The 23,404-nt window shown below is 56.4% G+C and carries 13 protein-coding genes; 4 read left to right on the top strand and 9 right to left on the bottom strand.

Going from position 1 to position 23,404, the window contains the following annotated elements; all coding sequences use genetic code 11:
* Positions 1–40: 40 nt before the first annotated feature.
* The 7 genes from ACWKXT_RS21805 to ACWKXT_RS21775 all read right to left on the bottom strand — a co-directional run bounded on the left by ACWKXT_RS21805 (position 41) and on the right by ACWKXT_RS21775 (position 17,259).
* Positions 41–727: a response regulator transcription factor gene (locus tag ACWKXT_RS21805; protein WP_454529521.1), complete on the bottom strand. Its 687-nt coding sequence runs from the start codon at positions 725–727 to the stop codon at positions 41–43.
* Positions 728–775: 48 nt separating this feature from the next.
* Positions 776–2,251 (bottom strand): TolC family protein, encoded by a 1,476-nt coding sequence (locus ACWKXT_RS21800; RefSeq protein ID WP_454529520.1) that lies wholly within the window; start codon positions 2,249–2,251, stop codon positions 776–778.
* A 1-nt stretch (position 2,252) separates the two neighbouring features.
* Positions 2,253–3,491: an HlyD family type I secretion periplasmic adaptor subunit gene (locus tag ACWKXT_RS21795; protein ID WP_454529519.1), complete on the bottom strand. Its 1,239-nt coding sequence runs from the start codon at positions 3,489–3,491 to the stop codon at positions 2,253–2,255.
* A complete protein-coding gene (locus tag ACWKXT_RS21790; RefSeq protein ID WP_454533385.1) occupies positions 3,488–5,746 on the bottom strand; it encodes a type I secretion system permease/ATPase in 2,259 nt (752 codons plus the stop codon). The genes ACWKXT_RS21795 and ACWKXT_RS21790 overlap by 4 nt, the downstream gene beginning before the upstream one ends.
* Before the next feature lie 203 nt (positions 5,747–5,949).
* Complete coding sequence (locus ACWKXT_RS21785; protein WP_454529517.1) at positions 5,950–6,858, bottom strand: OmpA family protein; 909 nt, start codon at positions 6,856–6,858, stop codon at positions 5,950–5,952.
* Between the two features lie 44 nt (positions 6,859–6,902).
* Positions 6,903–12,239, bottom strand: a complete 5,337-nt coding sequence (locus ACWKXT_RS21780; protein ID WP_454533384.1) for an Ig-like domain-containing protein — start codon at positions 12,237–12,239, stop codon at positions 6,903–6,905.
* Between the two features lie 97 nt (positions 12,240–12,336).
* Positions 12,337–17,259, bottom strand: a complete 4,923-nt coding sequence (locus ACWKXT_RS21775; protein ID WP_454533383.1) for an Ig-like domain-containing protein — start codon at positions 17,257–17,259, stop codon at positions 12,337–12,339.
* 189 nt (positions 17,260–17,448) lie between these two features.
* Between ACWKXT_RS21775 and ACWKXT_RS21770 the strand changes: the two genes are divergently transcribed.
* Both ACWKXT_RS21770 and ACWKXT_RS21765 read left to right on the top strand, forming a co-directional pair.
* Complete coding sequence (locus ACWKXT_RS21770; RefSeq protein ID WP_454529514.1) at positions 17,449–18,159, top strand: response regulator; 711 nt, start codon at positions 17,449–17,451, stop codon at positions 18,157–18,159.
* A 185-nt stretch (positions 18,160–18,344) separates the two neighbouring features.
* Complete coding sequence (locus tag ACWKXT_RS21765; RefSeq protein WP_454529513.1) at positions 18,345–19,994, top strand: alpha,alpha-trehalase; 1,650 nt, start codon at positions 18,345–18,347, stop codon at positions 19,992–19,994.
* A 107-nt stretch (positions 19,995–20,101) separates the two neighbouring features.
* Here the strand turns inward: ACWKXT_RS21765 and ACWKXT_RS21760 are convergent, their stop codons facing one another.
* Entirely contained in the window at positions 20,102–21,694 is a 1,593-nt protein-coding gene (locus tag ACWKXT_RS21760; RefSeq protein WP_454533382.1) for an STY4199 family HEPN domain-containing protein, read from the bottom strand.
* A 146-nt stretch (positions 21,695–21,840) separates the two neighbouring features.
* On the opposite strand from ACWKXT_RS21760, the gene ACWKXT_RS21755 reads away from it, so the two are divergent.
* Both ACWKXT_RS21755 and ACWKXT_RS21750 read left to right on the top strand, forming a co-directional pair.
* Entirely contained in the window at positions 21,841–22,380 is a 540-nt protein-coding gene (locus tag ACWKXT_RS21755) for a GNAT family N-acetyltransferase (RefSeq protein ID WP_454533381.1), read from the top strand.
* A gap of 71 nt (positions 22,381–22,451) precedes the next feature.
* Positions 22,452–22,790, top strand: a complete 339-nt coding sequence (locus ACWKXT_RS21750) for a lysozyme (RefSeq protein WP_080329104.1) — start codon at positions 22,452–22,454, stop codon at positions 22,788–22,790.
* On the opposite strand, the gene ACWKXT_RS21745 is transcribed toward ACWKXT_RS21750, so the two are convergent.
* Complete coding sequence (locus ACWKXT_RS21745; RefSeq protein WP_454529533.1) at positions 22,769–23,371, bottom strand: response regulator transcription factor; 603 nt, start codon at positions 23,369–23,371, stop codon at positions 22,769–22,771. The genes ACWKXT_RS21750 and ACWKXT_RS21745 overlap by 22 nt on opposite strands.
* Between the last annotated feature and the right edge of the window lie 33 nt (positions 23,372–23,404).

Here is a 23,404-nt window from a genome sequence, read left to right as displayed (position 1 = left end):
CTCAGGCTCCCCGGCTATAGAGACATCTACAGGTAGGTCATCACAGCAGTTGGTCGTGCCAAAGGAACAGCTCAGGATCGGTCTTCACACCCAGCTTTTTCATCGCAGATTTCTTCTGGCCGCTAACGGTTTTGCGGCTACGGCTGAACTTCTCGGAGATTTGCAGCACGGACATACCAGAAAGAAAGAGGCGCAGCACTTCCAGCTCCCGCGCAGAAAGCTGGTCCAGACGGCCAATCCCGTCGATGACCTGCTTCTCGTCTTCAGCATCACCGGACGTCGCTGGCTCGGAGATAAGATAAAACTCCTTCTCCATGCTTTCGGACAGGCAGATGTGGCCCGCCGCCACGCGGCGCACGGCATCCACAACTTCCGAGGCATCACGGCTTTTACCAATATGTCCGCGCACGCCTGCCTTCAGCGCCATACGGACAATGGCAGTATTTTCCAGCGTTGATGAGATTAATATTTTCAGCCACGGAAAATTACTCATCAGCTGTTTTATCATTGGTAATCCGTCGATATCTTCATCACCGAGTAAATAGTCCAGGATCAGCACATCGATACGATTGGTACGTAAAAAGTTAATCAGATCGATGCGGTTTGCAAAGCTGCCTTTCAGTTCGAAATCCGGCTCCTGGCTGAAAATAATTTCCAGCCCTTTGCGCACAATGGGATGATCGTCGAGTAAGGCAATATAGATTTTTTTTCCTGAAAACTGATTCATCTGCACTCTCTTTCTGTGCCTGCTGTGTGGCTCATTATAAACGGCTGATTATTGATTTCTCAGCCACTGCAATAATGTTCCCGCACTGGCATAACTACGAAATATTGCAGCGTAAGCGTCAAAGCGGTTGGTGGCTTCTGCAACCTGGTTACCGTAATAATCACTTTCTGCACTCAGCACATCCAGCAGGGTTCGTCTGCCAAGGTGGTACCATTGATCGAAGAAATCATGGCGAATACGATCGGATTCAAAGGCTAAGTCATGGTACAGCTCAGCGCGTTCCAGCATGCTACGGGCATCCTGATCGGCCGCGCGTACGCGGTTATCCAAATCGCGTAATTGTTTTTCAATCGTTTCTCTGCTGGCATCAGCCCGACGCGCGGCAGAGAGTTCTGCGGCGCGTTGAGAACCGCCGCGGAAAATCGGCCAGCTCACGTTCACACCCGTCTCCCAGGACTGTTCACGCCCCAGTTCATCACGTCCGGTGCTTTTGCCCACGTTCCAGGTTACCGTCGGGTAAGATGCAGAGCGCGCGGCGTCCGCATCCGCCAGCGCCGACGCGGTTTCCGCCTTTGCCTGGCGAATCGTCGGATGGCTGTCGATGGCCGTCAGCTGTGTCGTCAACTCTCCCGGCTTCAGGTTCCAGACGGTCGCCGCTGGCAGGGGCACTTTTTTATCCCCCAACAGGCGGTTAAGGGTGATTTCAACATCACGAGCCCGCGAAACCGCCGTGTCCAGTGATGACTGCGCCTGAAGCAAGCGTCCACGCGCCTGAGTCAGCTCACTGCGACGTCCCTGATCGACTTTCACAATCCCGTCCAGCATGTTGACCAGCTCGTTCATGCGGGCCACATACTTTTGGCTCAGGCTGATGATCTGGCGCTGTTTGCTCAGCTCAACCAGTGAGCTGCTGACCTGCCAGGCGATATCTTCCGCCTGGGCATCGACGTTATTTTTCGCCGCGTCATGCAGTGCCTCACGGCTTTTAATGGTGTTGCTGGTGCGGCCAAAATCGAGCAGCGTGGTCGCCATATTGACGGTCACCGCCGGTCGGCTGTCACTGTAGCGGCGTTCACCGCCACCAAACTGATAGCTTTTGGAACGGGTACCGACGTCAATCTGCGGCCAGCGCTGACCTTTGGCTTCGTCCACGTTGGCTTCCGCCGCTTCAGTGTTGTAGTGCGCGCCACGCACTTCCGGGCTGATGCTCAGCGCGGTATTGACCGCATCATTAAACAGGGCGCGAATCTCACCTTCGCTAGGCGCCCGGGCCGTTGCAGCCAGGGCAAGGTTTTCACGCTTCGGCGTCGCAGCCGTTTTTTTCACGGATGACTGCTCCACTAACGGCGCGGCTGGCGCAGGCGGCGTGGAAGCCATCACCATGCGAGATTTTACCACAGGGGCTGCAGGCTCAAAGGCTAATAAACCATCACTATTGGCTGCACTTTTAGCCGAAGCCAGGCACGCCGCGGCCGTCAGCAGCGCCGCCAGACGGCGCTGCACAAACATTGAATCACTTTTCATATTAACGCTCGCGGAATGCTTCCTTCGCTTTGAAGATAGGTTTCAACAGGTAATCAAGAATGGTTTTTTCACCGGTGCGAATTTCAACCGTGGCAATCATGCCGGGGATGATTGGCAGTGATTTGCCCCCCGCCGTCAGCGTACTGCTGTCGGTTAAGACCATTACCCGGTAATAGGTATCGTCAGGGCGGCCTGCGGCGGCTTTTGCGTCGTCTTTCAGGGTATCCGGGCTGACGAGAGAAACATGTCCTTTCAGACCACCGTAAATACCGAAATCGTACGCGGTGATCTTCACCATCGCCGGTAACCCGGCGTGCAGGAAGGCCACGTCAGACGGTTTGATCTTCCCTTCCACCAGCAGCTGATCTTCCAGCGGGACGATTTCCATAATATGTTCACCGGGCTGAATAACGCCGCCGATGGTGGTGACGCGCACGTTTTTCACCGTTCCGCGCACCAGCGCGGTGATGGTGGTACGGCTTACCACGTCGGCGCGTCCCGTCAGGTTCTCTTCGGCCTGCACCAGATCCAGCTCCTGACGAATCAGCTCGGCGTTGGCATCTGCCTGGTAGCGGTTACGGCGCTCGACAATCTGCGACTGCAGATCGTTCGCCTGACGGCGCATGCGCAGCAATTCTACTTCCGAGAGCAGACCCCGTGCGGCCAGCGGTTCGGACATGGCAATTTCGTTCTGCGCCAGGCGATAGCTTTTCTCTAACGAGGCCACGCCCTCTTCCAGCGCCTGTTTGCGGCTGTTATAGGCGCGCGTTTCCAGGTCTACTTCGGAAGGGTACTGCTTAACGCGATCGCTAAAGGTCAGCGGCAGACCGTAGGCTTCCGCACGCAGGCGGTTAACGGTTGCTTCAAGGGCCACCACTTTACGCAGCGTCTCCTGATAGCTGGACTGGGCGCGGGTCGGGTCAATCTTGAGCAGCACCTGACCCGGCTCGACGATGTCGCCTTCACGCACGTTCATCTCTTCGAGGATCCCGCCTTCCAGGCTTTGAATCACCTGCTCACGGCTTTTAGAGACAATTTTGGCGTCACCTTTAGTGATCTCTTCCACTTTGGCGAAATGCGCCCACGTTAAGAAACCGGCAAAGACCACCAGGATCAGCCAGAGTACCAGACGGGATTTCGGCGTGGTCTGGGAGAACAGAGCTTCCTGAATATCGCTCATCCAGGCGGCGTCGCGCGCCGACAGGTTTTTTTGTTTAGTGTTGCGTTTGAAGAATGTCATGCGCTTGCCTCCACGGGCTGTTTTCCGCTAGCGGCTTTCGCTGGATGGCTGTCATTGGCGGGTGCGCCGTTCAGTGCGGCCAGAACCTGCTGTTTAGGGCCATCCGCCACAATTTTGCCGTCATCAATAACGATCATGCGGTCCACCAGCGCCAGCAGCGACGGGCGATGGGTGACCACCACCAGCGTGTGCCCGGCTGTCGCCACTTTCAGATGCTGTAAGAACAGGGCTTCCGTCTGGGCATCCATCGCGCTGGTGGGTTCATCCAGCAGCAGCAGATTCGGTCTCGCCAGCAGCGTTCGGGCCAGGGATACCAGCTGACGCTGACCGCCGGAAAGGCTGTTCCCTTGCTCACCGACAGGCATGTGGATGCCGCGTGGATGACGTGCAGCAATCTGGTCCAGCCCGGTCAGGCGCAGCACGTGCAGAAAATCATCGGACGAGGCGTTCTGGCGGCCAATCATGATGTTTTCACGCAGGGTGCCGTAAAACAGACGCGCTTCCTGGCCAACAAAGCCGACGTTGTTACGCCAGTCAGACGGTTCGATCTGATTGACATCCAGCCCGCTGCTGAAAAGCTGCCCTTTCACCGGGGTATAGAGGCGCGCAATGATGCGCAGCAGGGTCGATTTACCGCTGCCAATTTTGCCCACAATCGCTACGCGCTCGCCCGGTTTAATCGTCAGGTTGACGCCCTTCAGGATCTCCGGGTTAGGCTGCATCGGCGGTGCGGGGTAAGAGAAGGTCACGCCTTTCAGCTCAATATCGCCGTTCAGTTCAGGCTGTTTGATGTAATCAATGTCGCTGCTGCGATCGGTAGGATGTGCCATCAGCCTGTTCAATGAGGAGAGCGCGGCTTTCGCCTGCTGATAACGCACTGCCAGACCAATCACCTGGCTTAAGGGCGCAGTCACGCGGCCGGCCAGCATCACGGTACCGATCAGCGCACCCTGAGTCAGGTTCCCGGCATCAATGAGATACACGCCGGTGACGATCAGCATCACTGTCTGTAGCTGTTGCAGGAAACTCACCGAGTTCATAGCCAGTGCAGAGTAGTGCTTCGACGCGGCAGAGCTGGTGGACTGCATGGCGCTGAATTTCTGCCAGCGGCTCTGCATCCAGGATTCACCGCCAACTGACTTCAGGGTTTCCATCCCTTCGATGGATTCAATCAATACCCCCTGCTTTAACGACGCTTCCTGCAGGCTGGCTTTCATGACTTTCGCCAGCGGCCACTGGATCAGCAGACTGACCAGCAGGATCATCGGCAGCATCAGCATTGGAATAAAGGCCAGCGATCCGCCGATGGCAAAAATAATGCCGATAAACAGCAGCACAAAAGGCAAGTCGGCAATGGTCGCGAGCGTGGCGGAAGAGACGAAGTCACGGACGGATTCAAATTCGCGCAGCTGGTTGGCAAACGAGCCGGAAGAGGCCGGCTTATGCTCCATTTTTACCGCGAGAGACTGACGAAACAGAACGCTGCCGACGATCAAATCCGCTTTTTTCCCGGCGGTATCGAGCAGGTGCGCACGCACCGTACGGGTGACGGCCTCAAAGACCATCGCCACCAGCACGCCAATCGCCAGCGACCAGAGCGTGGTAAACGCCTGGTTGGGGATAACGCGGTCATAAACGTTCATGGTAAAGAAGACGGACGCCAGCGCCAGCACGTTTACCAGCACCGAAGCCAGCGCGGCGCTGCGGTAGTAGCTGCGATAGCGCCACAGAGTACTGAACAGCCAGTGGCCCTTCGGCTGCGGTGGGGCAATATCGCTCACCCGGCTGTCAATGCGCGCCGTTGGTTTTGCGGCAATAGCATAGCCGACGTACAGCTCGCTAAGCGCCTGATGGTTCAGCTCAACTGGCTCGTCGCCCACTTCTGGCATGATCAGGGAGTAAAACAGGTCCCATTTATCATCGGCATTTTTACGACGCTCGCGCGCCAGCAGCACCATGCCGCCCGCGCCCTTACGCAGCAGGATCATCGGGAAAACCTGCTCGGGCAGTTCAGCACTGTTACGCTTGATGAGCCCCCCGGTGATACCGGCGTTTTTAAGCGCATCAAGCGCTAAAGAGGGTGTGAGGGTTTGTTCAACAGGCAGACCAGCCAGCAAAACATCATCGCTTTTACCCAGTCCATAATGCTCCGACAGCCATGCAATGCTTCTTAGCAGGGAGTCATCATTAAGTCGGGTATCGCGGGCGATGGCGTGCAGCTGCTCCTCCTGGGTATTGGCCATTGAGGATTCCATATTTCGTGTATTCCTGGTTATTAAAATTCATTAAAATCAAAAAGATAAAATAACTTTTTGCGGTGGAATAAGAATATTCTGTCACGCGGAATGGTCTTGCCTTAATGAGACCTGTCTCAATGGAACTGCTTATTTTTTGATACGAAATAGGTTTGAACCGGGGAAAACGTGCCTTCCCCTGGGGGGAAGGCAGCGGAGAGTGGTTATTTCTGTGCGGATGCGCTCACATCTTGATCGCCGCTGACGCGGACCACAACACGGCGGTCAGGCGCATAGCACGCCACCAGCGCTTTTTTATCGGATGCGTTGCAGCCGTTGGCCACGGGCTCATCGCTCCCCACGCTTGATGCGCTCATCAGACGGGCAGGAATACCGTTTTTCACCAGCATGCTACGCACGGTTTGCGCGCGCTTCAGACCCAGCGCATAGTTGCTGCGATCGCTGCCGATAGGGTCGGTATGGCCGATGACCTGGATCTGCTTCAGCTCAACGTTTTCACGTTTGATTGTCGCCACCAGTTCTTTAACGGCCTGATGACCCCTGGCAGAAACCCCTTTCTCACTGGACTGTCCAAAGCGGAACATCACATCGCCGGAGAGGGTGTAATCTTTGTACTGCGGCGCTGGCAGGTAGTTACAGGCTTCGACGCTGGACGCACGAGACAGCACGTGAATCTGCTCACGCAGGCCAGCAAGATCCTTTTCCGCCTGCTCACGGGTGCGCGCTTCCGGCACCGCGTTCATGGTCTGGCTGACGCGTACGAAGTAGGTCTGACCGCCGCTCATTTCGACATTGTAGCCCTGCTCTTTGCCACGATACTGTGGCGCATCGTTCTGATACGCACCCAGGTTGTGCTTACCCGGTGCCAGACAGAACGTAGTAAAGCCGCCCGGCAGCAGCGCGTCGTGGAATTCGTTATCGACATAAATGTGCGCCGCGCCGCCCGCCGTATTGCTGGCGTCACGGTAGTAAACCACCTGCGTTTGCGTCTGGCCGACAGGCGCAACGGGTTGATACGTCTTCCCAAAGTTTTCAGCCGCCAGCGCCGGATGAAGGATAAATGCGGAGGAGGTAAACAGCGCCGCGAATAAAGAGGTCTTGAAAAAAGTCATAAATCCTCCACAGGCCCCCTTTCGGGGGCCTGGAAAAGTTTAAGTTAGTGATTATTCACGTTGACGGTGACGCCGGTTTGCACCAGCAGTTCCACGTCCAGGTTTTCTACCTGGTACACCTGGTACTCGACGCCAGACACCTTGACGTTACCGGCATTGGTCCAGTTACCCGGATCGGTGTTGTCAGGCAGCAGATCGCTCAGGTTCACCACATCGCCTTTGTTACCCTGAACCATCAGCTGTTTATTGCCATCGGCGATAAACATGTCTTTTTCAGCATGGGTCAGCACGTCGTTCAGACTGATATTCAGCTTGTCCTGCTTGCTGTTGGTAATATCAATCGTCTTGTGCTGAAGGTTATCCAGGTTGATCTCACGATCGTTCAGCGTACTTACCGCGATGGCGTTATCGTCATGCTGCTCATCCGCATTCAGCATCATACTTCTTGACGCAGAACGGGAGGTGTTAACCGTCCAACGCACATCATCAATCCAGTACTGGTCTGTGTTGAGGGTGTTACCACCACCAGACAGACCGCTGCTGACACCACGCCCCATATTGAACACGATATCGCCAATTTCACGTCCAGCAGGCGCATTGATGGAGAAAAGCGCGTTATAGTCAGGCGCAGAACCCGAAGGTAAATAACCCGACGTGATAACCTTGCCTTCCGTATCGTAGACGGTATACGTTGACTTCACGACGCTGGACTGCACTGCATCATTCGCACCATGGATGGTCATGCTCACCGCATTCACGCCATCAAAATGCATGGTCATATTGCCAAACGGTGTCAGACCTTTGCCGTATACCGCATTATATCCAATACTGCCGCCATAACCCGGATAGTAGTTATCGCTTAAGGTGAATTTCAGACCACTGTTCAGCGTAACGGTCCCTTTGCCGTAATTTTTCTCCGCGTAAGCATCAAAGTTTTCGTAGCCGCTGGTTTTCGGCGCTTCTACGGTCAGGCTACGCGAAACACCCGCACTTTGGTTACCCGCCTTGTCGATGGAGAACACGCTAAAGGTATGGTTACCCAGCGGCAGCGCAGACGGCGTCACGCTCCAGCTGCCGTTGGCTGCTGCAGTCGTGCTGTACGTCGTACCATTCACCGCGACATAAACGGTGCTGCCCGCTTCTGCCGTACCGTTCAATGTTGGCGTGTTGTCATCGGTTTTACCCATGTTGGCAACATTGCCCGTCGTCGTCCCGACGTTATCCATCACGCTGGTGATCACTGGTGCAGCGTTAACTGTATCAATGGTCACCCCATAGGTAGCGGAGTTCCCGGAACGGTTTCCGGCTCTGTCGACAGAGTAAGCCTGGAAGTTATACAGCTGGTTATAGTTGGTCGTCAGCGGGAAGGACCATTGCCCATTCGCACCCGCCGTGGTCGAACCATGGATCCCACCGTTAGCCGGGTTGATGATATACACCACGCTGCCCGCTTCCGCCGTCCCGCGCAAATCCAGGGTTCTGTCGTTAGTGACACCACCGTTGCCCACCAGACCGTTATACACGCCGCCCTGAACGTTATCGTAAGTCCCCATAATCACAGGTGCGTTATTGACCGTATCCACAGTGATTGCGAAGTTCGTCGAGTTAACAGAACGGTTTCCGGCCTTATCAACAGAATAAGCCTGGAAGTTGTACTGCTGGTTATAGTTGGTCGTCAGCGGGAAGGACCATTGTCCATTCGCACCTGCCGTGGTTGAACCATGGATCCCACCGTTTGCCGGGTTGATGATATACACCACGCTGCCCGCTTCCGCCGTCCCGCGCAGATCCAGGGTTCTGTCGTTAGTGACGCCGCCGTTGCCCACCAGGCCGTTATATACCCCGCCCGCTACATCGTCGAAGGAACCGGTAATGACTGGCGCGTTATTGACCGTATCCACCGTGATTGCAAACTTCGCGGAATCCGCCGAGCGGTTACCCGCCGGGTCAACAGAGTAAGCATGGAAGGTGTACTCTACGTTGTAGTTAGTGGCGACCTGGAATTTCCAGTTACCACTCGCATCTGCCTTCACAGAGCCCGCAACGGTGCCGTAGTTATCCACCACGATGTACACCACGCTGTTGGCTTCCGCCGTCCCGCGCAGTTCTGGCGTTTTGTCATTCGTCACGCCGCCATTAGCGACCAGACCGTTATACACGCCGCCAGCGACGTCATCGTACGCGCCCACGATAACAGGCGTGGTTGTTTGCGTGTCGACTTCCAGACCATAGTGGTTGGACTCACCCGACACGTTGCCCGCTTTGTCCTGCGCTCTCACATAGAAATCATGTTGCGCATCGGACAGCGCCGGAGAGGTCCACGACCAGTTACCGTCCGCATCCGCATACACCGAGCCAACCGGCACATTGCTGCCTGGAACGTAAATTTTTACCAGGCTGTCCTTCTCAGCCGTACCGCGCAGCTCAGGCGTCGTATCGCGTGAACGGCTGCCGTCGACAATCAGCGCGCCTGCGTCGTCATACATGCCGGTGATAACAGGCACATTCGGTGCTTCTGTATCAATGGTCAGGTTCCACGGTGCCGTTGGGGCACTCTTCACGCCGGTCGGGCTCTGGAATACTGCCGTCAGAGACAGCTCGCTACCGTTGTTCTGCTGAGGCAGCGTAAAGTTCCAGGCACCATCCGCACCTACGGTCACAGAGCCGATCGGCGAAGTACCGTCGTAAATGAACACCACATCGCCAGCCACACCCTTACCGTACAGCGTTGGCGTGGTGTCATCGGTCACCGCCGGGTTGGCCAGGTCGCCCTGCACAATACCCACATCATCGGCGATACGATCCAGAGAGCCTACCGGTACACGGGTATCCAGCGTCAGCTCAAACGGTGCGGTCTGCGCGCTTTCACCTGCGCCTGCGTTTTCAGTCGCAGTGATCTTATACAGTGCATCCACCGTCAGTGCCGGGTTAATGGTGTACTGCCACTCACCGGTCACGGCATCTGCCTGCACGCTACCTGCAATTTTGCCGTCAACATACACGTTCACCAGTGCGCCAGCCGTCGCGCGGCCCACAACCGTTGGGGTCGTGTCGTCGGTGTGGCTGCCGCTGCCCAGGTTGCCCTGCAGCAGACCTTCATCGTCCACAACGTGGCTGATGGAGACGCCGTTACGGCTGGTATCAACGATAAAGTGGATCGGATCCGAAGCCGGGCCTACGTTACCCGCTTTATCTTCGATGGAGACTTTCCAGGTGTAGTCGCCGTCCGCCAGCGCAGGGGCCGGGGTGTAGCTCCAGTTACCTTCGCCGTCTACCGGTACGCGCACGGTTTTGCCGTCACCCAGATCGATAATCGCGGTGCCGTCAGGCTCACCCTTACCACGGTAGGTCGGGGTGTTGTCATCGGTGGTGTCGTCATTGGCGATGAGACCCGGCGTGCCGAAATCGTCCCACAGTTCAATGTCGGTCGCCGCCAGCGGGTCGACGGAGTCAACGATAATGACCCACTCGCCGGTTTCCGGGCTGCGGTTACCGGTGACATCTACCGCCACAGCGCGGAAACGGTGCTCGCCCTGCGCCAGCGCGGTGTCGAAATCAATAGTCCAGCGGCCACCCGTCACCACGGCACTGCCGATTGGGTTCGGATTAGCGCCATCATAAAGATAAACGGTGGTGCCATCCTGCGCGGTACCGGTGATGGTCGGACGATCGTCGTTGGTGATACCCCCGTTCTGGATCGTACCTACATGTGCGGCAACATCATCGATCACGTCGGTGATCGCCGGTGCTGTTGGAATACCGCCCGCCAGCAGATCGAACGAGAAGGTGTCAGACGGTTCAGAACGCAGACCCGCCTTATCCTGAGCCACAACGCTCACGTCATAATGGCCGTTCGCCAGGCCCAGCGGCGGTGTCCAGGTCCAGGTGCCGGTGGCGTCAGCGGTTACAGAGTCAACCGTGCGGCCATTGACGATGATAAACACCAGGCTGTTCTGCTCGGCGGTACCGGTGAAGTCTGGGGTGCTATCGTCAGTAATACCGCCGTTCGCAATATTGCCGATCAGCTGACCTGCGTCATCATAAACGGTGTCGATCGTCGGTTTTGCCGGCGGCTGGGTATCAACGATAAAGCCGATTGGATCGGACGGTTCGCTGGCGTTGCCTGCCGGATCGACGATCACCACAACGGCTTCATGTTCACCTTCTGGCAGTGGATTTTCTGGGGTTACCTCCCATTTACCGTCTTCACCCACGATCGCAGTGCCCACGACTTTATCGTCGATAATCAATTCTACGGTTTCGCCAGGCACAGCGCCTTCGCCGCTGAAGACCGGTTTGGTGTCGTCGGTGGTGTCGCCGTTGTGGATAGGGCCGACAACTGGACCCTGATCGTCCTCAACGTCACCAATGATCGGTTTGTTCGGTGCTTCGGTGTCAACCACCAGCTTCCACGGCGCAGTTGGCGCGCTTTCTACGCCGGTTGGGCCACGGAAGACCACGCTAACATCCAGCTCGGTGCCGTTATCCTGCTCAGGCAGGGTATATTCCCAGCTGCCATCGGTGCTAACGGTGGCGGAACCGATGATGTCGCTGCCGTTGCGCACGAACACGATATCCCCAGGACGGCCAGTGCCGTGCAGGGTTGGGGTGGTGTCATCGGTGACCGCCGGGTTAGGCAGATCGCCCTGATAGCGACCGACGTCATCCGATACGCGATCGAACGTCCCCGTAGGAACAACGGTATCGATGGACAGCAGGAACGGACGTGTCGGCGGTGGGATTTCCCCCGGACCGCTGTACTCACCTGCGGTGATTGAGTAGGTTTTACCGGATTCCAGCGCAGGGTTGATTTCAATCGCCCACTCGCCGGTCGTTGGATCGGCCGTCATGGAACCGACCGGGTTACCGTCAACGTACAGCGTGACCAGAGAGCCCGGCGTCGCCGTACCCACAATAACGGGGTTCACGTCATCGGTGCTGCTGCCGCTTGCCAGCGGGTTGGTCAGCGTGCCGGTGTTATCTTCAGCGTGGCTGATGGACACAGCATTACCCAACGTATCAACGGTGAAGGTAATCGGTGCGGTGGATGGCCCACGTTCGCCCGCGCTGTTTTCCAGCGCAACCGACCAGGTGTAACTGCCATCAGCCAGCGCAGGCGCAGGTGTCCAGCTCCAGTTCCCTTCTGCATTGACCGGTACGCGGACGCTTTGACCATCGCCAAGGTCAATCACTGCCGTCATGCCCGGCTCACCCTTACCGCTGAAGGTTGGGGTGTTATCTTCGCTCGGATCGCCGTTGCGAATTTCACGCGGGAACTGATAGTCGTTCCAGAGTAAAACATCCGCAGGCAGTGGCGGCAGCGTCGCCAGTGCAGCGATGTTTGGTTCGGTATTGTTGTTAGAAGCAATGGTCTTTTTCATACTATTTTCCAAATCAATTCTGTTTATGTTCGGGTCAATCCCTGGTAAATCACTTTCCGGAGGTTCCCTGTCAGGAACCTCCGTTTTCTGGCATCAATTAGTGGTTCTGTAGCGTGACCGTAACTCCCATCTGAACGAGGATTTCGGTATTCAGGCTTTCCATCTGGTAAGACTGATACTCCACTCCTCCAACATTCACCGTACCGCCATCGGTCCAGTTACCCGGGTCCATATCGTTCGGTAACAGGTCACTCAGGTTGACCGTGTCGCCAGCATTCCCCTTCACCATCATTTGGTTGAAGTCGTTATCGTGGAACAGATTCTGTGAGGCGTTCTCCAGCACATCTCCCGCGTTCAGCGTCAGGGTGTTGTCACCTGTTCCGGTAATGTCGAATACCTCTACTGACTGAACAGGGTTCGTCAGCGCGCTCAGATCAAGGTGCTGATCCGCCCCCAGCAGCTTCAGGGTGTCCATGCCTTCGCCGCCCTGAATGACGGCATCTGTCAGGCTGGCCACATCGCTGACCTGATACAGGTTGTCCGCCGCATCGCCGTACCAGATATCGCCCTGGTTATCCGCCAGGAATTCACCCGGCGTAACGGTAGTTGCCGTACCGCTTACCACCAGGTTGTCGATACTGAAACCAAACCCGGTGCTGCCCACCTGCTCTTCGTGGTGGATCTCCATCCGGTAAACCGGCGTATCATCCGGGCTGGTAAACGACACCGAGACGTTACGGTTAGGGAGTAAGGCATTCACCTCCTGAGAGCTAATCTCATTGCCGTTAATGTCGTAGAACGTCACCACCGTCGATGGGCCAGCAAATCGCGGGTTGAAAACGAAATCGATCGTTTTAGCCCCATACTGGAAGTCAACAAACATGCTGGCCGCCATCTCAGAATCCGTAGACGTGCTGTACAGATACAGGCTGTTGGTGCTCCCTGCACCGATGACCATCCTGTCGAATTCATAATCCGCGGTGGCGGTATCAGCCGTGTGGGAGAAACGCATCCCGTGCACCCACTGACCCGCATTGATATCCGCGAACTCCGTATCGTCTTCGAAGCTGTTGGTACTGGTGAAATCACTGGTGCGGTAGCTCGAGCTGTTACCCGCCGCGTCAACAATCGCCGCGCCCACCGGAATATCGGTGTAGCCGCCCGCAGGCATGGTCAGGGTCACATTGCCGTTCGCAATGTCCGCAGCCGTCAGGGTGTGCGTAACGGTAATGTCGCCGCTCTTCACCAGCACAGTGTCGCCCTCAACAATGCCGCTGCCCGGCAGGGTGACGGTCACGTCATTACCGCTGCGCACCACGTCGGTCGGCGCGTCTGGCGCAACCTGATCCAGCACCACTTTCTGCGAGGATTCGGTGTAGTTCCCGGCTACGTCAACCACGCGAGTCTGGATAGTCCAGTCCGCGCTGTGGCCCTGCTCATCGATAAACGCCCACTTGTCACCCTCTACCAGCGCCTCTTGCCAGGTTAATCCGCCATCGACGGAAACCAGCACGACATCACCCGCTTCCAGCGGCGCAGAAAGGTGGCCAGTCACCAGGCTACCGGCTTTACCACTGTTGGTGATGAAGTCGCTTCCGCTGACGCCTGAGTCCTGGGTTATACCGTCAACCACCGCACTACCTACCGGCGCCTCGGTATCAATGATGATTCTCCACTCATCTGACGGTGCGCTTCGTACGCCAGTCGGGCTCTGGAAGACCGTGGTCAGCACCAGCTCTGCGCCGTTGTTCTGCGCAGGCAGGGTGTAGTTCCACGAACCATCGGCACCGACGGTTACCGAACCAATCGGCGTCGTGCCGTCGTAAATAAAGACGATATCGCCCGCAACGCCGGTACCGTGCAGCGTTGGCGTGGTGTCATCGGTCCTCGCCGGGTTATCCAGATCGCCCTGCACCAGACCAACGTCATCCGTTACGCTATCGAATGAGCCTGCTGGCACGCGGGTATCCAGCGTTAAATCAAACGGTGCGGTCTGCGCGCTGTCACCAGTGCCGGTGTTTTCACTGGCGGTAATCTGATAAGTTCCATCAGCAGGCAGCGCCGGACTAATGGTGTACTTCCACTCGCCGGTACGCGGGTCAGCGATCACGCTGCCGACAAAATTACCGTCCAGGTAGACTTTGACCTCTGCACCCGGCGTCGCGCGGCCCACAACGGTTGGCGTCGTGTCATCAGTAAAGCTGCCGCTGGCCAGATTGCCCTGCAACGCCCCTTCATCGTCTTCAACGTGGCTGATCGAGACACCGTTACGGCTGGTATCAACGATAAAGTGGATCGGACCGGAAACCGGACCGACGTTCCCCGCGTTATCTTCAATTGCAACGCTCCAGGCATAGTCGCCATCCGCCAGCGCAGGCGCCGGGGTGTAGCTCCAGTTACCGCTTTCATCAACCGGTACGCGCACGGTGGTACCATCACCCAGATCGATGATCGCGGTACCGCCAGGTTCGCCCTTACCACGGTAGGTTGGGGTGTTGTCATCCGTCGTCTCGTTATCGCCAATCAGTCCCGGCGTGCCGAAGTCGTCCCACAGCTCAACATCCGTTGCTGCGCCCGGTGCGACGGAATCAACAATGATGACCCACTCGCCGGTCTCCGGGCTGCGGTTGCCTACTGCGTTTTGAGCGACCGCACGGAAACGGTGCTCGCCCTGCGCCAGCGGGGTGTCGAACTCAATGGTCCAGGTTCCGCCCGTTACCACCGCACTGCCGATCGGATCCGGGTTCGCGCCGTCGTACAGATAGACGGTGGTGCCGTCCTGACCCGTACCGGTGATGGTTGGACGATCGTCGTTGGTCACGCCGCCCTGCTGCACGGTGCCAGTATGTGATTCAACGTCATCGATAACGTCGGTAATGGCTGGTGCAGTTGGAATACCGCCTGCCACCAGATCAAAGGAAAACGACTCGGACGGTTCGGAACGCAGGCCAGCCGCGTCCTCAGCCACGACTTCAACGTCATAGTGACCGTTGGTCAGCGCCGGAGACGGCGTCCAGGTCCATTTACCGTTCTCATCTGCGGTAACAGAATCCACCTCGCGGCCATTCACGATGATATGCACAAGGCTGTTTTCTTCGGCGGTACCGCTGAAGTCCGGGGTGCTGTCGTCGGTGATGTCCCCGTTCGCCAGGTTGCCCGTTTTCAGACCCGCGTCATCAAATACGGTCTCAATCGTCGGCCTTTCCGGCGGCGTGGTATCGACAATAAAACCGATCGGATCGGACGGTTCGCTGGCGTTACCTACCGGATCGACGATGACCACAACCGCTTCATGCTCGCCTTCCGGCAGAGGATTTTCCGGCGTCACTTCCCACTTGCCGTCTTCACCGACGATCGCGGTACCCACGACTTCGTCGTCGATAATCAGACGAACGGTGTCGCCAGGCGTGCCGCCGTCGCCGCTGAATACCGGCTGGGTGTCATCGGTGGTATCACCGTCGTGGATAGGGCCCACAACCGGACCGACGTCGTCTTCAACGTCACCAATAATCGGTTTGGCTGGCGCTTCCAGGTCGACAATGAATTTAAAGTCGTCAGATGGCTCACTCGCGTTGCCAGACGGATCGGTGATCACCACATTTCCCACGTGCTCGCCTTCTGGCAGCGGGTTATCCGGGGTCACGGCCCATTTGCCGTCATCACCCACGATCGCGGTGCCAACCAGTTCATCATCAATAATCAGTCTGACGGTATCGCCAGGGGTCGCACCTTCACCCCGGAATGTCGGCTGGGTATCATCGGTCGCACCACCGTTCTGAATCGGGCCCACGACGGTACCGACGTCATCTTCTACGACGCCAATAACCGGTTTTTCCGGTACAACGATAAATTTAAAGTCATCAGACGGTTCGCTGTCGTTGCCAGCCGGATCGGTGATGATCACGGTCCCGGTGTGGCTCCCTTCCGGCAGCGGTTGTTCAGGCGTGACTTCCCATTTGCCGTCTTCACCGACGATCGCGGTACCGACCACTTCGTCGTCAACGATCAGCCTGACGGTATCGCCAGGGGTCGCACCTTCACCGCGGAATGTCGGCTGGGTATCATCTGTCGCCTCACCGTTCTGGATTGGGCCGGTTACCGCACCGACGTCGTCTTCCACTTCGCCAATAATCGGTTTAACAGGCGCGTCCTGAGCCACGGTGAAATCAAAAGAATCGCTCGGCGCGCTGGTGCGGCCGTCCGGGCCTATACCGATCAGCACAATACTGTGGTCGCCTTGCGCCAGCGGGGTTTCCGGCGTCCAGCTCCAGGAACCGTCAGGATTGACGCGGGTTTCGCCCAGCTTTTGGTTGTTTTCCCAGAATTCAACGATGTCGCCCGGCGTGCCGGTACCGCTGAAGGTCGGGGTCGCGTCATCGGTGACGCCGTTTTGCAGGATCGCACCGGTTTCCGTGCCGAAATCGTCCTGTACGTCGGTCAGTACCGGTGTCTGGACAGGCGCAACGGCGCCGCCATTATCACCGCCATTGTTATTACCACCATCGTCGCGGTTATGACGAATAATGGCGCCCAGGCCCACCAGCGCGCCAATACCGGCTAACGCGCCCAACGCCAACAAGGCAGGAGAGAACGCGGTGCCCGCAACGGCTAAACCATCGAGACCCGCAATAGCGCCCGCACCCAGCGCCTGGGCGGAGGATTCACCATCCAGCAGGAAAGCGGCTTTATGGTCGTCATCGCCGTCAGTGGCGATGTACTCATGCCACTGACCATCTTCGCCTTTACCGACCAGCTCACCCGGATTATCAAAATAGCCTTCAATGATCAGCTGTGGCTGATCTTCGTCGGTGCCTTCCAGCAGGACGAACAGGTCTTTCCCGACGCGCTTGAGCGTAATGTTTTCTGGCGCGACGCCATTTTCCCCTTCAGCAAGAATGTATTTTGCATTCGGGATGGCTTTAATTTTGACAGCACTGCCAACCTTTTCACTGCGCAGAACGTCAGCTTTGACAATCGTCTCTTTATCAACGACTGCAATATTTACTGGCTTGAGATTCATTTTCTAAATTCTCGTGTAAATAATCGATCTGTGTCCGCGCAACGCGCCAGACGCACTTCCATACGGGATTCACTCCCTGGCTGACGCTATCTTCCCGGCTGGCAAGTTTTGGCTTAATAAGACCTGTCGCAAACCCGTCTTATAAGTCATTTAAGGGTAAGGAACGGTCGGGATGACGTGAGGAAAATAATGGCGAAGATAAAGACAAGTCTTGGTTCACTTTTTTGGACATGGATAGAAAATAATGCTTTCGTTACCCACTCAGGACAGTCAGGAATGTCAGGTAAAAAAGTCATTCTCATGGATTCCAGCCCACTGCTGCGTGCAGGTATCAGGGGCTTATTAACAGAACAAGATTATGAGGTCGTGGCACAATTTCCGGCCATCGAGGAATTGCACAGCGCATTACCTGCGTTACATGCTGACCTGATTATCATGGAACATCTGCAACAAAGCGCCGAGGTGTTTTCTTACCTGGCAAAAATAAGGAAAACACGCCCTGAGATTCGGGTTCTCATTTTGTCTTCATCATTCAGTGATTTTCACATTCAGCTAAGCAGGCGGGCTGGTGCGGCAGGTTACATCAATAAAAATAGCTCGTTAGAAAAAATAATCGCTACCGTCAATAACGTCCTCTCCGGTAAGTATTGCTACGGCTCTGAGCTTTGGCATCATCACGCCCGATATCCGCAGGATGCTTCGTTATTATTATCCCTGTCCCATATTGATATATGTATTTTGCGCTACATTTCTGCTGGCTATAGCAATCAGATTATCGCCTCGATGCTGGACATGAATAACAAAAAGGTCAGCGCCTATAAGCAGCGTATCATGGCAAAATTTAATATCACCCGACTGGCGGACCTGGTCGATCTGGCAAAACGGAATTATCTGTACTGAGCGCCGGAGGATGCCCGGACGACGGTTTGTTCGGGCTTGATGACATAAATCGTTGCAAAACGAATGCTCCGAAAAGAGTGATCTACCGCACATATCCCTCCACATCTACCGAAGCGAATGTCTACGCTTATAGGACGCCCGGAAAAACCTGTCATCAGAACACACAACCGGAGGTCCTTATCACCATGTTCAACCAGAAACTACAGGCTACCGAGAACATCGAATTCGAGATTGCAGAAGAGCTGCGCTACGAGACCGATCCCTGCGAGTTAAAACTGGATGAGATGATTGAGGCGGAGCCGGAACCCGAAATGATCGAGGGGCTACCCGCCTCCGATGCCCTGACGCCCGCCGATCGCTACCTTGAACTGTTCGAGCACGTGCAGTCGACGCGGCTGTTTGCGGACAGCAAAACCTTTCCCGACTGCGCGCCGAAGATGGACCCGCTGGATATCCTGATCCGCTACCGCAAGGTCAGACGGCACCGGGATTTCGACCTGCGCCAGTTCGTGGAGAACCACTTCTGGCTGCCTGAAACCTACAGCACAGAATATGTTTCCGACCCTGGCCTGTCGCTGAAAGAGCACATTGATAGCCTGTGGCCCGTGCTGACGCGTGAGCCGCAGGACCACATCCCCTGGTCGTCCCTGCTGGCGCTGCCGCAGGCCTATATCGTGCCCGGCGGACGTTTCAGTGAGACCTATTACTGGGACTCGTACTTCTCGATGCTGGGGCTGGCGGAAAGCGGCCGTAACGACCTGCTAAAGTGCATGGCGGACAACTTCGCCTGGCTGATCGAGCGCTACGGCCATATTCCCAACGGCAACCGCACCTACTATCTCAGCCGCTCGCAGCCGCCGGTCTTTGCCCTGATGGTGGAGCTGTTCGAAGAGGACGGCGTGCGCGGCGCGAAGCGCTACCTCGATCACCTCAAAATGGAGCACGCCTTCTGGATGGACGGCGCGGAGTCGCTGTTGCTTAATCAGGCCTACCGCAGCGCGGTGCGCATGCCGGACGGCTCGCTGCTGAACCGCTACTGGGACGACCGAGACACCCCGCGCGACGAATCGTGGATTGAGGACGTGGAAACGGCCCGCCACTCGGGCCGTCCGCCGAATGAGGTCTATCGCGACCTGCGCGCCGGTGCGGCCTCCGGCTGGGATTACTCGTCCCGATGGCTGCGCGATCCGGCGCGGCTCGCCAGTATCCGCACGACGCAGTTTATCCCGATTGATTTGAACGCCTTCCTGTTTAAGCTGGAAAGCGCCATCGCCAATATTTCGGCGTCGAAAGGAGATAAAGAGACGGCCGAGCTGTTCCGCCAGAAGGCTGCCGATCGCCGCGCGGCGGTGAACCGCTATCTATGGGACGAGGAGAGCGGCTGTTACCGCGATTACGACTGGCGACGCGAGGAAATGGCGCTGTTTTCTGCCGCCAGCATTGTGCCGCTGTATGTTGGAATGGCGACGCATGAGCAGGCAGAACGTTTATCCGACGCGGTAAAAGCGCGTCTGCTGACGCCGGGTGGAATTCTGGCAACCGAGTATGAAACCGGCGAGCAGTGGGATAAACCCAACGGCTGGGCACCGCTGCAGTGGATGGCGATTCAGGGGTTCAAGCAGTACGGCAACGACTCGCTGGGGGATGAAATCGCCTGGAGCTGGCTGCATACGGTGAACCACTTCTACAAGACGCACCACAAGCTGATTGAAAAGTACCACATCGCCAGCAGCACGCCGCGCGAAGGGGGCGGCGGGGAGTATCCGCTGCAGGATGGCTTCGGCTGGACCAACGGTGTGGTGCGGCGGTTGATTGGGTTGTATGGGGAGCCTTGAGTGGGGTGCGATTTGGCCCCTCACCCTAACCCTCTCCCCAAAGGGGAGAGGGAACTTGAACACCCTCACCCCTTTGGGGAGAGGTCCGGGGTGAGGGGTGAAAAATTTTATCGAATCACCTCATAAATGGCGGTCTGAATAGACTGCCATTTTTTCGTGGTGGCATCCGGCTGAGACTGCGCGCGGCGCGTTGCCATCTCAAGATCGTGCTTCTGACGCTTCACCACGGCCGGCACGGTGCAGAATGCTTTCAGATACTCTTTACGTATTGACGTCAGGGACTCGCCGTTGGACATGGCGTGGCTGAGCGTATTGATGAAACGGCGGCACGGCTTCTCTTCCACCATGTTCTGCCGGTAGCGCAGCATCAGTTCCAGCACGTCGTCATAGTCTGCCGACATCGCCTCTTCGGTCCATGACAGCTTCCAGTCCATCCCGCCCTGCAAGAAGAGCAGCGCCACGCGGGTGTCGTTGCGGTTAATCGCCGAACGGAAATTATTCTCGTCCCAGGTCACCCCCATTCGCGTCAGCGTCTCACGCGAGGAAGGGGTTTCGCGCATCTCCTGCGGCGGGGCCGCCTGCGCCGTAGTCGCCGCCGCTGCAGGCTGCGGTTTGCTGTTGGTCACCAGCCAGAAGCCACCCGCCACAATGGCAATCACCATCACGCCGACCGCCCCCCATAACACACCGGAGATAAGCTGCTCACGCTGCTCGGGCGTGCGCGGCGCGCGCTGGGTCGGTTTTTCAATCGTGTCGCGGACTTCAAACAGATCCCCACCGGTAAGGCGATCCATCTTCTGCGCCTTTTCCCAGAAGGCGTGCAGCTCGCTGGCGTCCACCGCCATGAGTCCGGCCGGGTTGACGCGCGTTCTCCCCTCTTCAAACGCCCGTTGGACCGGTCTGGAGATTTGCGTGTAGTAGTTGTCCAGCAGCTGAATTTGCGCAGAACTTAGCGTTTTCTGAACCGTGATGCTGTTGCGGATTTGTCGAATGTCGTCGAGGAAGGTTTGCAGCGTTTTGCGCGGCTCCACCAGAAGCGTCAACATGGAAGGATCGTTAAACAACGAGGCGTAATAGCGGCTGAACTCTTTTTTATCCACCAGCATTTGCGCCAGTTCGCTGAACATCATGCCGCTCAGAACATCGTTGATTTCGCCAAGCTTCAGCCAGCGTCGTACACGGTCAGCGTTAAATAAAGTTTTAAGATGATTATTGAGCCGCACCTGATCGGGCCAGGCCTGCTGAATGAGCCCTTTAATCATTAGCTCGATAGCGCGTACCTGCTTGTGCGCCTGCTGTTGCTGGAGTTCGCTTCCCGGTGCCAGCTCGGTGCTGTAGGTCAGCAGCGGCTGCTGTAGACGAAGGTGCTCCAGCGCGGTTACAAACCGCATTGCCGCAATCAGCTGATTTTCACTGACATCCTGTCCGCTTTCATATTGCGGTACGCGCTGCTGTAGCAGACGCAACTGCAGCGTAAACTCCGACATCTCGGCATCATTCAGGTTAAGCTTTTTCGCAACGGCGCCCCATCCCCCCAGGCCTGAACGCGCGCTGTCCAGCTGTTCCAGAAACCAGCGTGGATCTTTTCCCTCAGAAACATGTACATTCAGAAGAAGTAAAATTTCCACCGACGCGTGGCGAATGACCGCCAGACAGTGTTCGAACTGTTCGCGAATATGATGTGATGTGCTGAGAGTCATTGTTTTCCTTAAGCGACAACGAAGACATCGGAATGGGCGCTAATGGCCGTTTTTCTTTTTATTTATACGCGCTTAACCATACCTGACTTTCCGTTGAAATAAAGTGACAACTCTAAAATCATTTAAAATGTTTCAGGAGAATCTTAATGCCGGTTTTAATGACCTCACGCCTGAGCTGCTCACCTCTGCAGGAGCAAGACTGGCCCTTTTTTCTGGCGCTGCAGCAGCATCCCGAGGTCATGCGCTTTGTGGCGGAAGACCGCCCCGTCGCGGCGATCCGCGAGGCGTTTGATTCACGCCTGGCGCCCTGGACGCCGGGCAGCGCGCACTGGCTTTGTCTGGTCGTGCGTGATGCCGCCTCACAGGCCCCGCTGGGCTTAACCGGGTATATTCATCGGGAGGAGGATTGCGCAGAAGTGGGCTTTCTTTTTGCACCTGAGGCGCAGGGAAAAGGTTACGGTTTCGAATCCCTTAATGCGCTTTGCGATTACGCCTTTCATCAGGGCGGTATACGCCGGCTCACCGCCACCGTCACCGCGGGAAATATCGCCTCCAGACGCCTGCTGGAAAAAGCCCACTTTCGACTGGAAGGGGAACTACGCGAGAGCTATTACCTCTCCGGGCGCTGGCAGAATGACTGGTTATTTGGCTTATTACGGCAGGAATACCTGCACAATAATTACTGAACAATAGCCATTTGGCGGATATTTCTCCTGGCCCGATTCCTCTACAGTATCGCCATTAAGAGGAAACGAATATGAAAGGTCATGCGCTGAATATCTCTTCTGCCGCCATTGCATTAATTAAGACACATCAAGGGCTTTCACTGGAGAAATATCGTGACGAAAACGGTTTATGGGTTATCGGCTACGGGCATGTGATCCGCGAGCGGGAAAAATTTCACGGCCTTATCACTCCCCTTCAGGCGGAATATTTGCTTCAGGAAGATATTCAGCTGTGTGAGACGCTGCTGCGGGAAATGTGTGTACGTCCATTAACCCAGCAGCAGCATGACGCGCTGGTCCTGATGATATTAAGTTTCGGCGTGACGTCCTCACTGCCGAAAGCGGTGCTTCAGGCCGTCGCTCGGGTGTAATACATGGCGGCCTGGGTTCTGTTTTTTACCTCCAGCCGGCGGAAAAGCGCTTCAAGGTGTGCTTTCACCGTGGCCGCACTGATATTGAGATTGCGGCCAATCTCTTTATTTGATTCCCCCGCAGCCAGCAGTTTCAGAACCTCACGCTGACGTTCGCTCAGGGATAACAACGCCTGCGCTGACGATTGTTGGTTGACCCACTCTCCGGGGAAGCAGACCATCCCTCGGGAGACGGAATCCAGCACGGCGGAAAAACGCTCGGGGTTGGCATTACGGGGGATAATGGCCATTACGTTTCGCTGCATCAGCTGCTCCACCCATCTGGCCTCTTTTTTTGCCAACACCATGATCACCCGTATCGCCGGGAAGCGATGCATGATTTCCTCCAGGAAAGAACTCCCTTCTTCCTCAATTAAATTGCCATCAATCATGACGATAGCTGACGGCGATGCGGATATTTGCGCCCATAAATCGTCTGCCTGACAAGCCCCCGTTATATTTATTTCAGGAATCAACTTTTGCAGACTGTGAATCGCTCCATGAATAAATATCGACTGCCTGTCAAACATGATTACTCGCATCGTTTTTCTCCCTCTGAGAATAGCGAAGGGGGA

The organism is Enterobacter sp. UPMP701, from assembly GCF_053709515.1.
The sequence above is the reverse complement of the archived record's forward strand: the minus strand, read 5'-3'. Positions and strand labels throughout refer to the sequence as shown.

Coding starts and splice junctions, on each gene's coding strand:
- ACWKXT_RS21755 (WP_454533381.1), top strand. CDS start 21,841: ATGCCGGTTTTAATGACCTCACGCCTGAGCTGCTCACCTCTGCAGGAG.
- ACWKXT_RS21745 (WP_454529533.1), bottom strand. CDS start 23,371: ATGCGAGTAATCATGTTTGACAGGCAGTCGATATTTATTCATGGAGCG.
- ACWKXT_RS21775 (WP_454533383.1), bottom strand. CDS start 17,259: ATGAATCTCAAGCCAGTAAATATTGCAGTCGTTGATAAAGAGACGATT.
- ACWKXT_RS21800 (WP_454529520.1), bottom strand. CDS start 2,251: ATGAAAAGTGATTCAATGTTTGTGCAGCGCCGTCTGGCGGCGCTGCTG.
- ACWKXT_RS21780 (WP_454533384.1), bottom strand. CDS start 12,239: ATGAAAAAGACCATTGCTTCTAACAACAATACCGAACCAAACATCGCT.
- ACWKXT_RS21770 (WP_454529514.1), top strand. CDS start 17,449: ATGGCGAAGATAAAGACAAGTCTTGGTTCACTTTTTTGGACATGGATA.
- ACWKXT_RS21785 (WP_454529517.1), bottom strand. CDS start 6,858: ATGACTTTTTTCAAGACCTCTTTATTCGCGGCGCTGTTTACCTCCTCC.
- ACWKXT_RS21750 (WP_080329104.1), top strand. CDS start 22,452: ATGAAAGGTCATGCGCTGAATATCTCTTCTGCCGCCATTGCATTAATT.
- ACWKXT_RS21760 (WP_454533382.1), bottom strand. CDS start 21,694: ATGACTCTCAGCACATCACATCATATTCGCGAACAGTTCGAACACTGT.
- ACWKXT_RS21795 (WP_454529519.1), bottom strand. CDS start 3,491: ATGACATTCTTCAAACGCAACACTAAACAAAAAAACCTGTCGGCGCGC.
- ACWKXT_RS21805 (WP_454529521.1), bottom strand. CDS start 727: ATGAATCAGTTTTCAGGAAAAAAAATCTATATTGCCTTACTCGACGAT.
- ACWKXT_RS21765 (WP_454529513.1), top strand. CDS start 18,345: ATGTTCAACCAGAAACTACAGGCTACCGAGAACATCGAATTCGAGATT.
- ACWKXT_RS21790 (WP_454533385.1), bottom strand. CDS start 5,746: ATGGAATCCTCAATGGCCAATACCCAGGAGGAGCAGCTGCACGCCATC.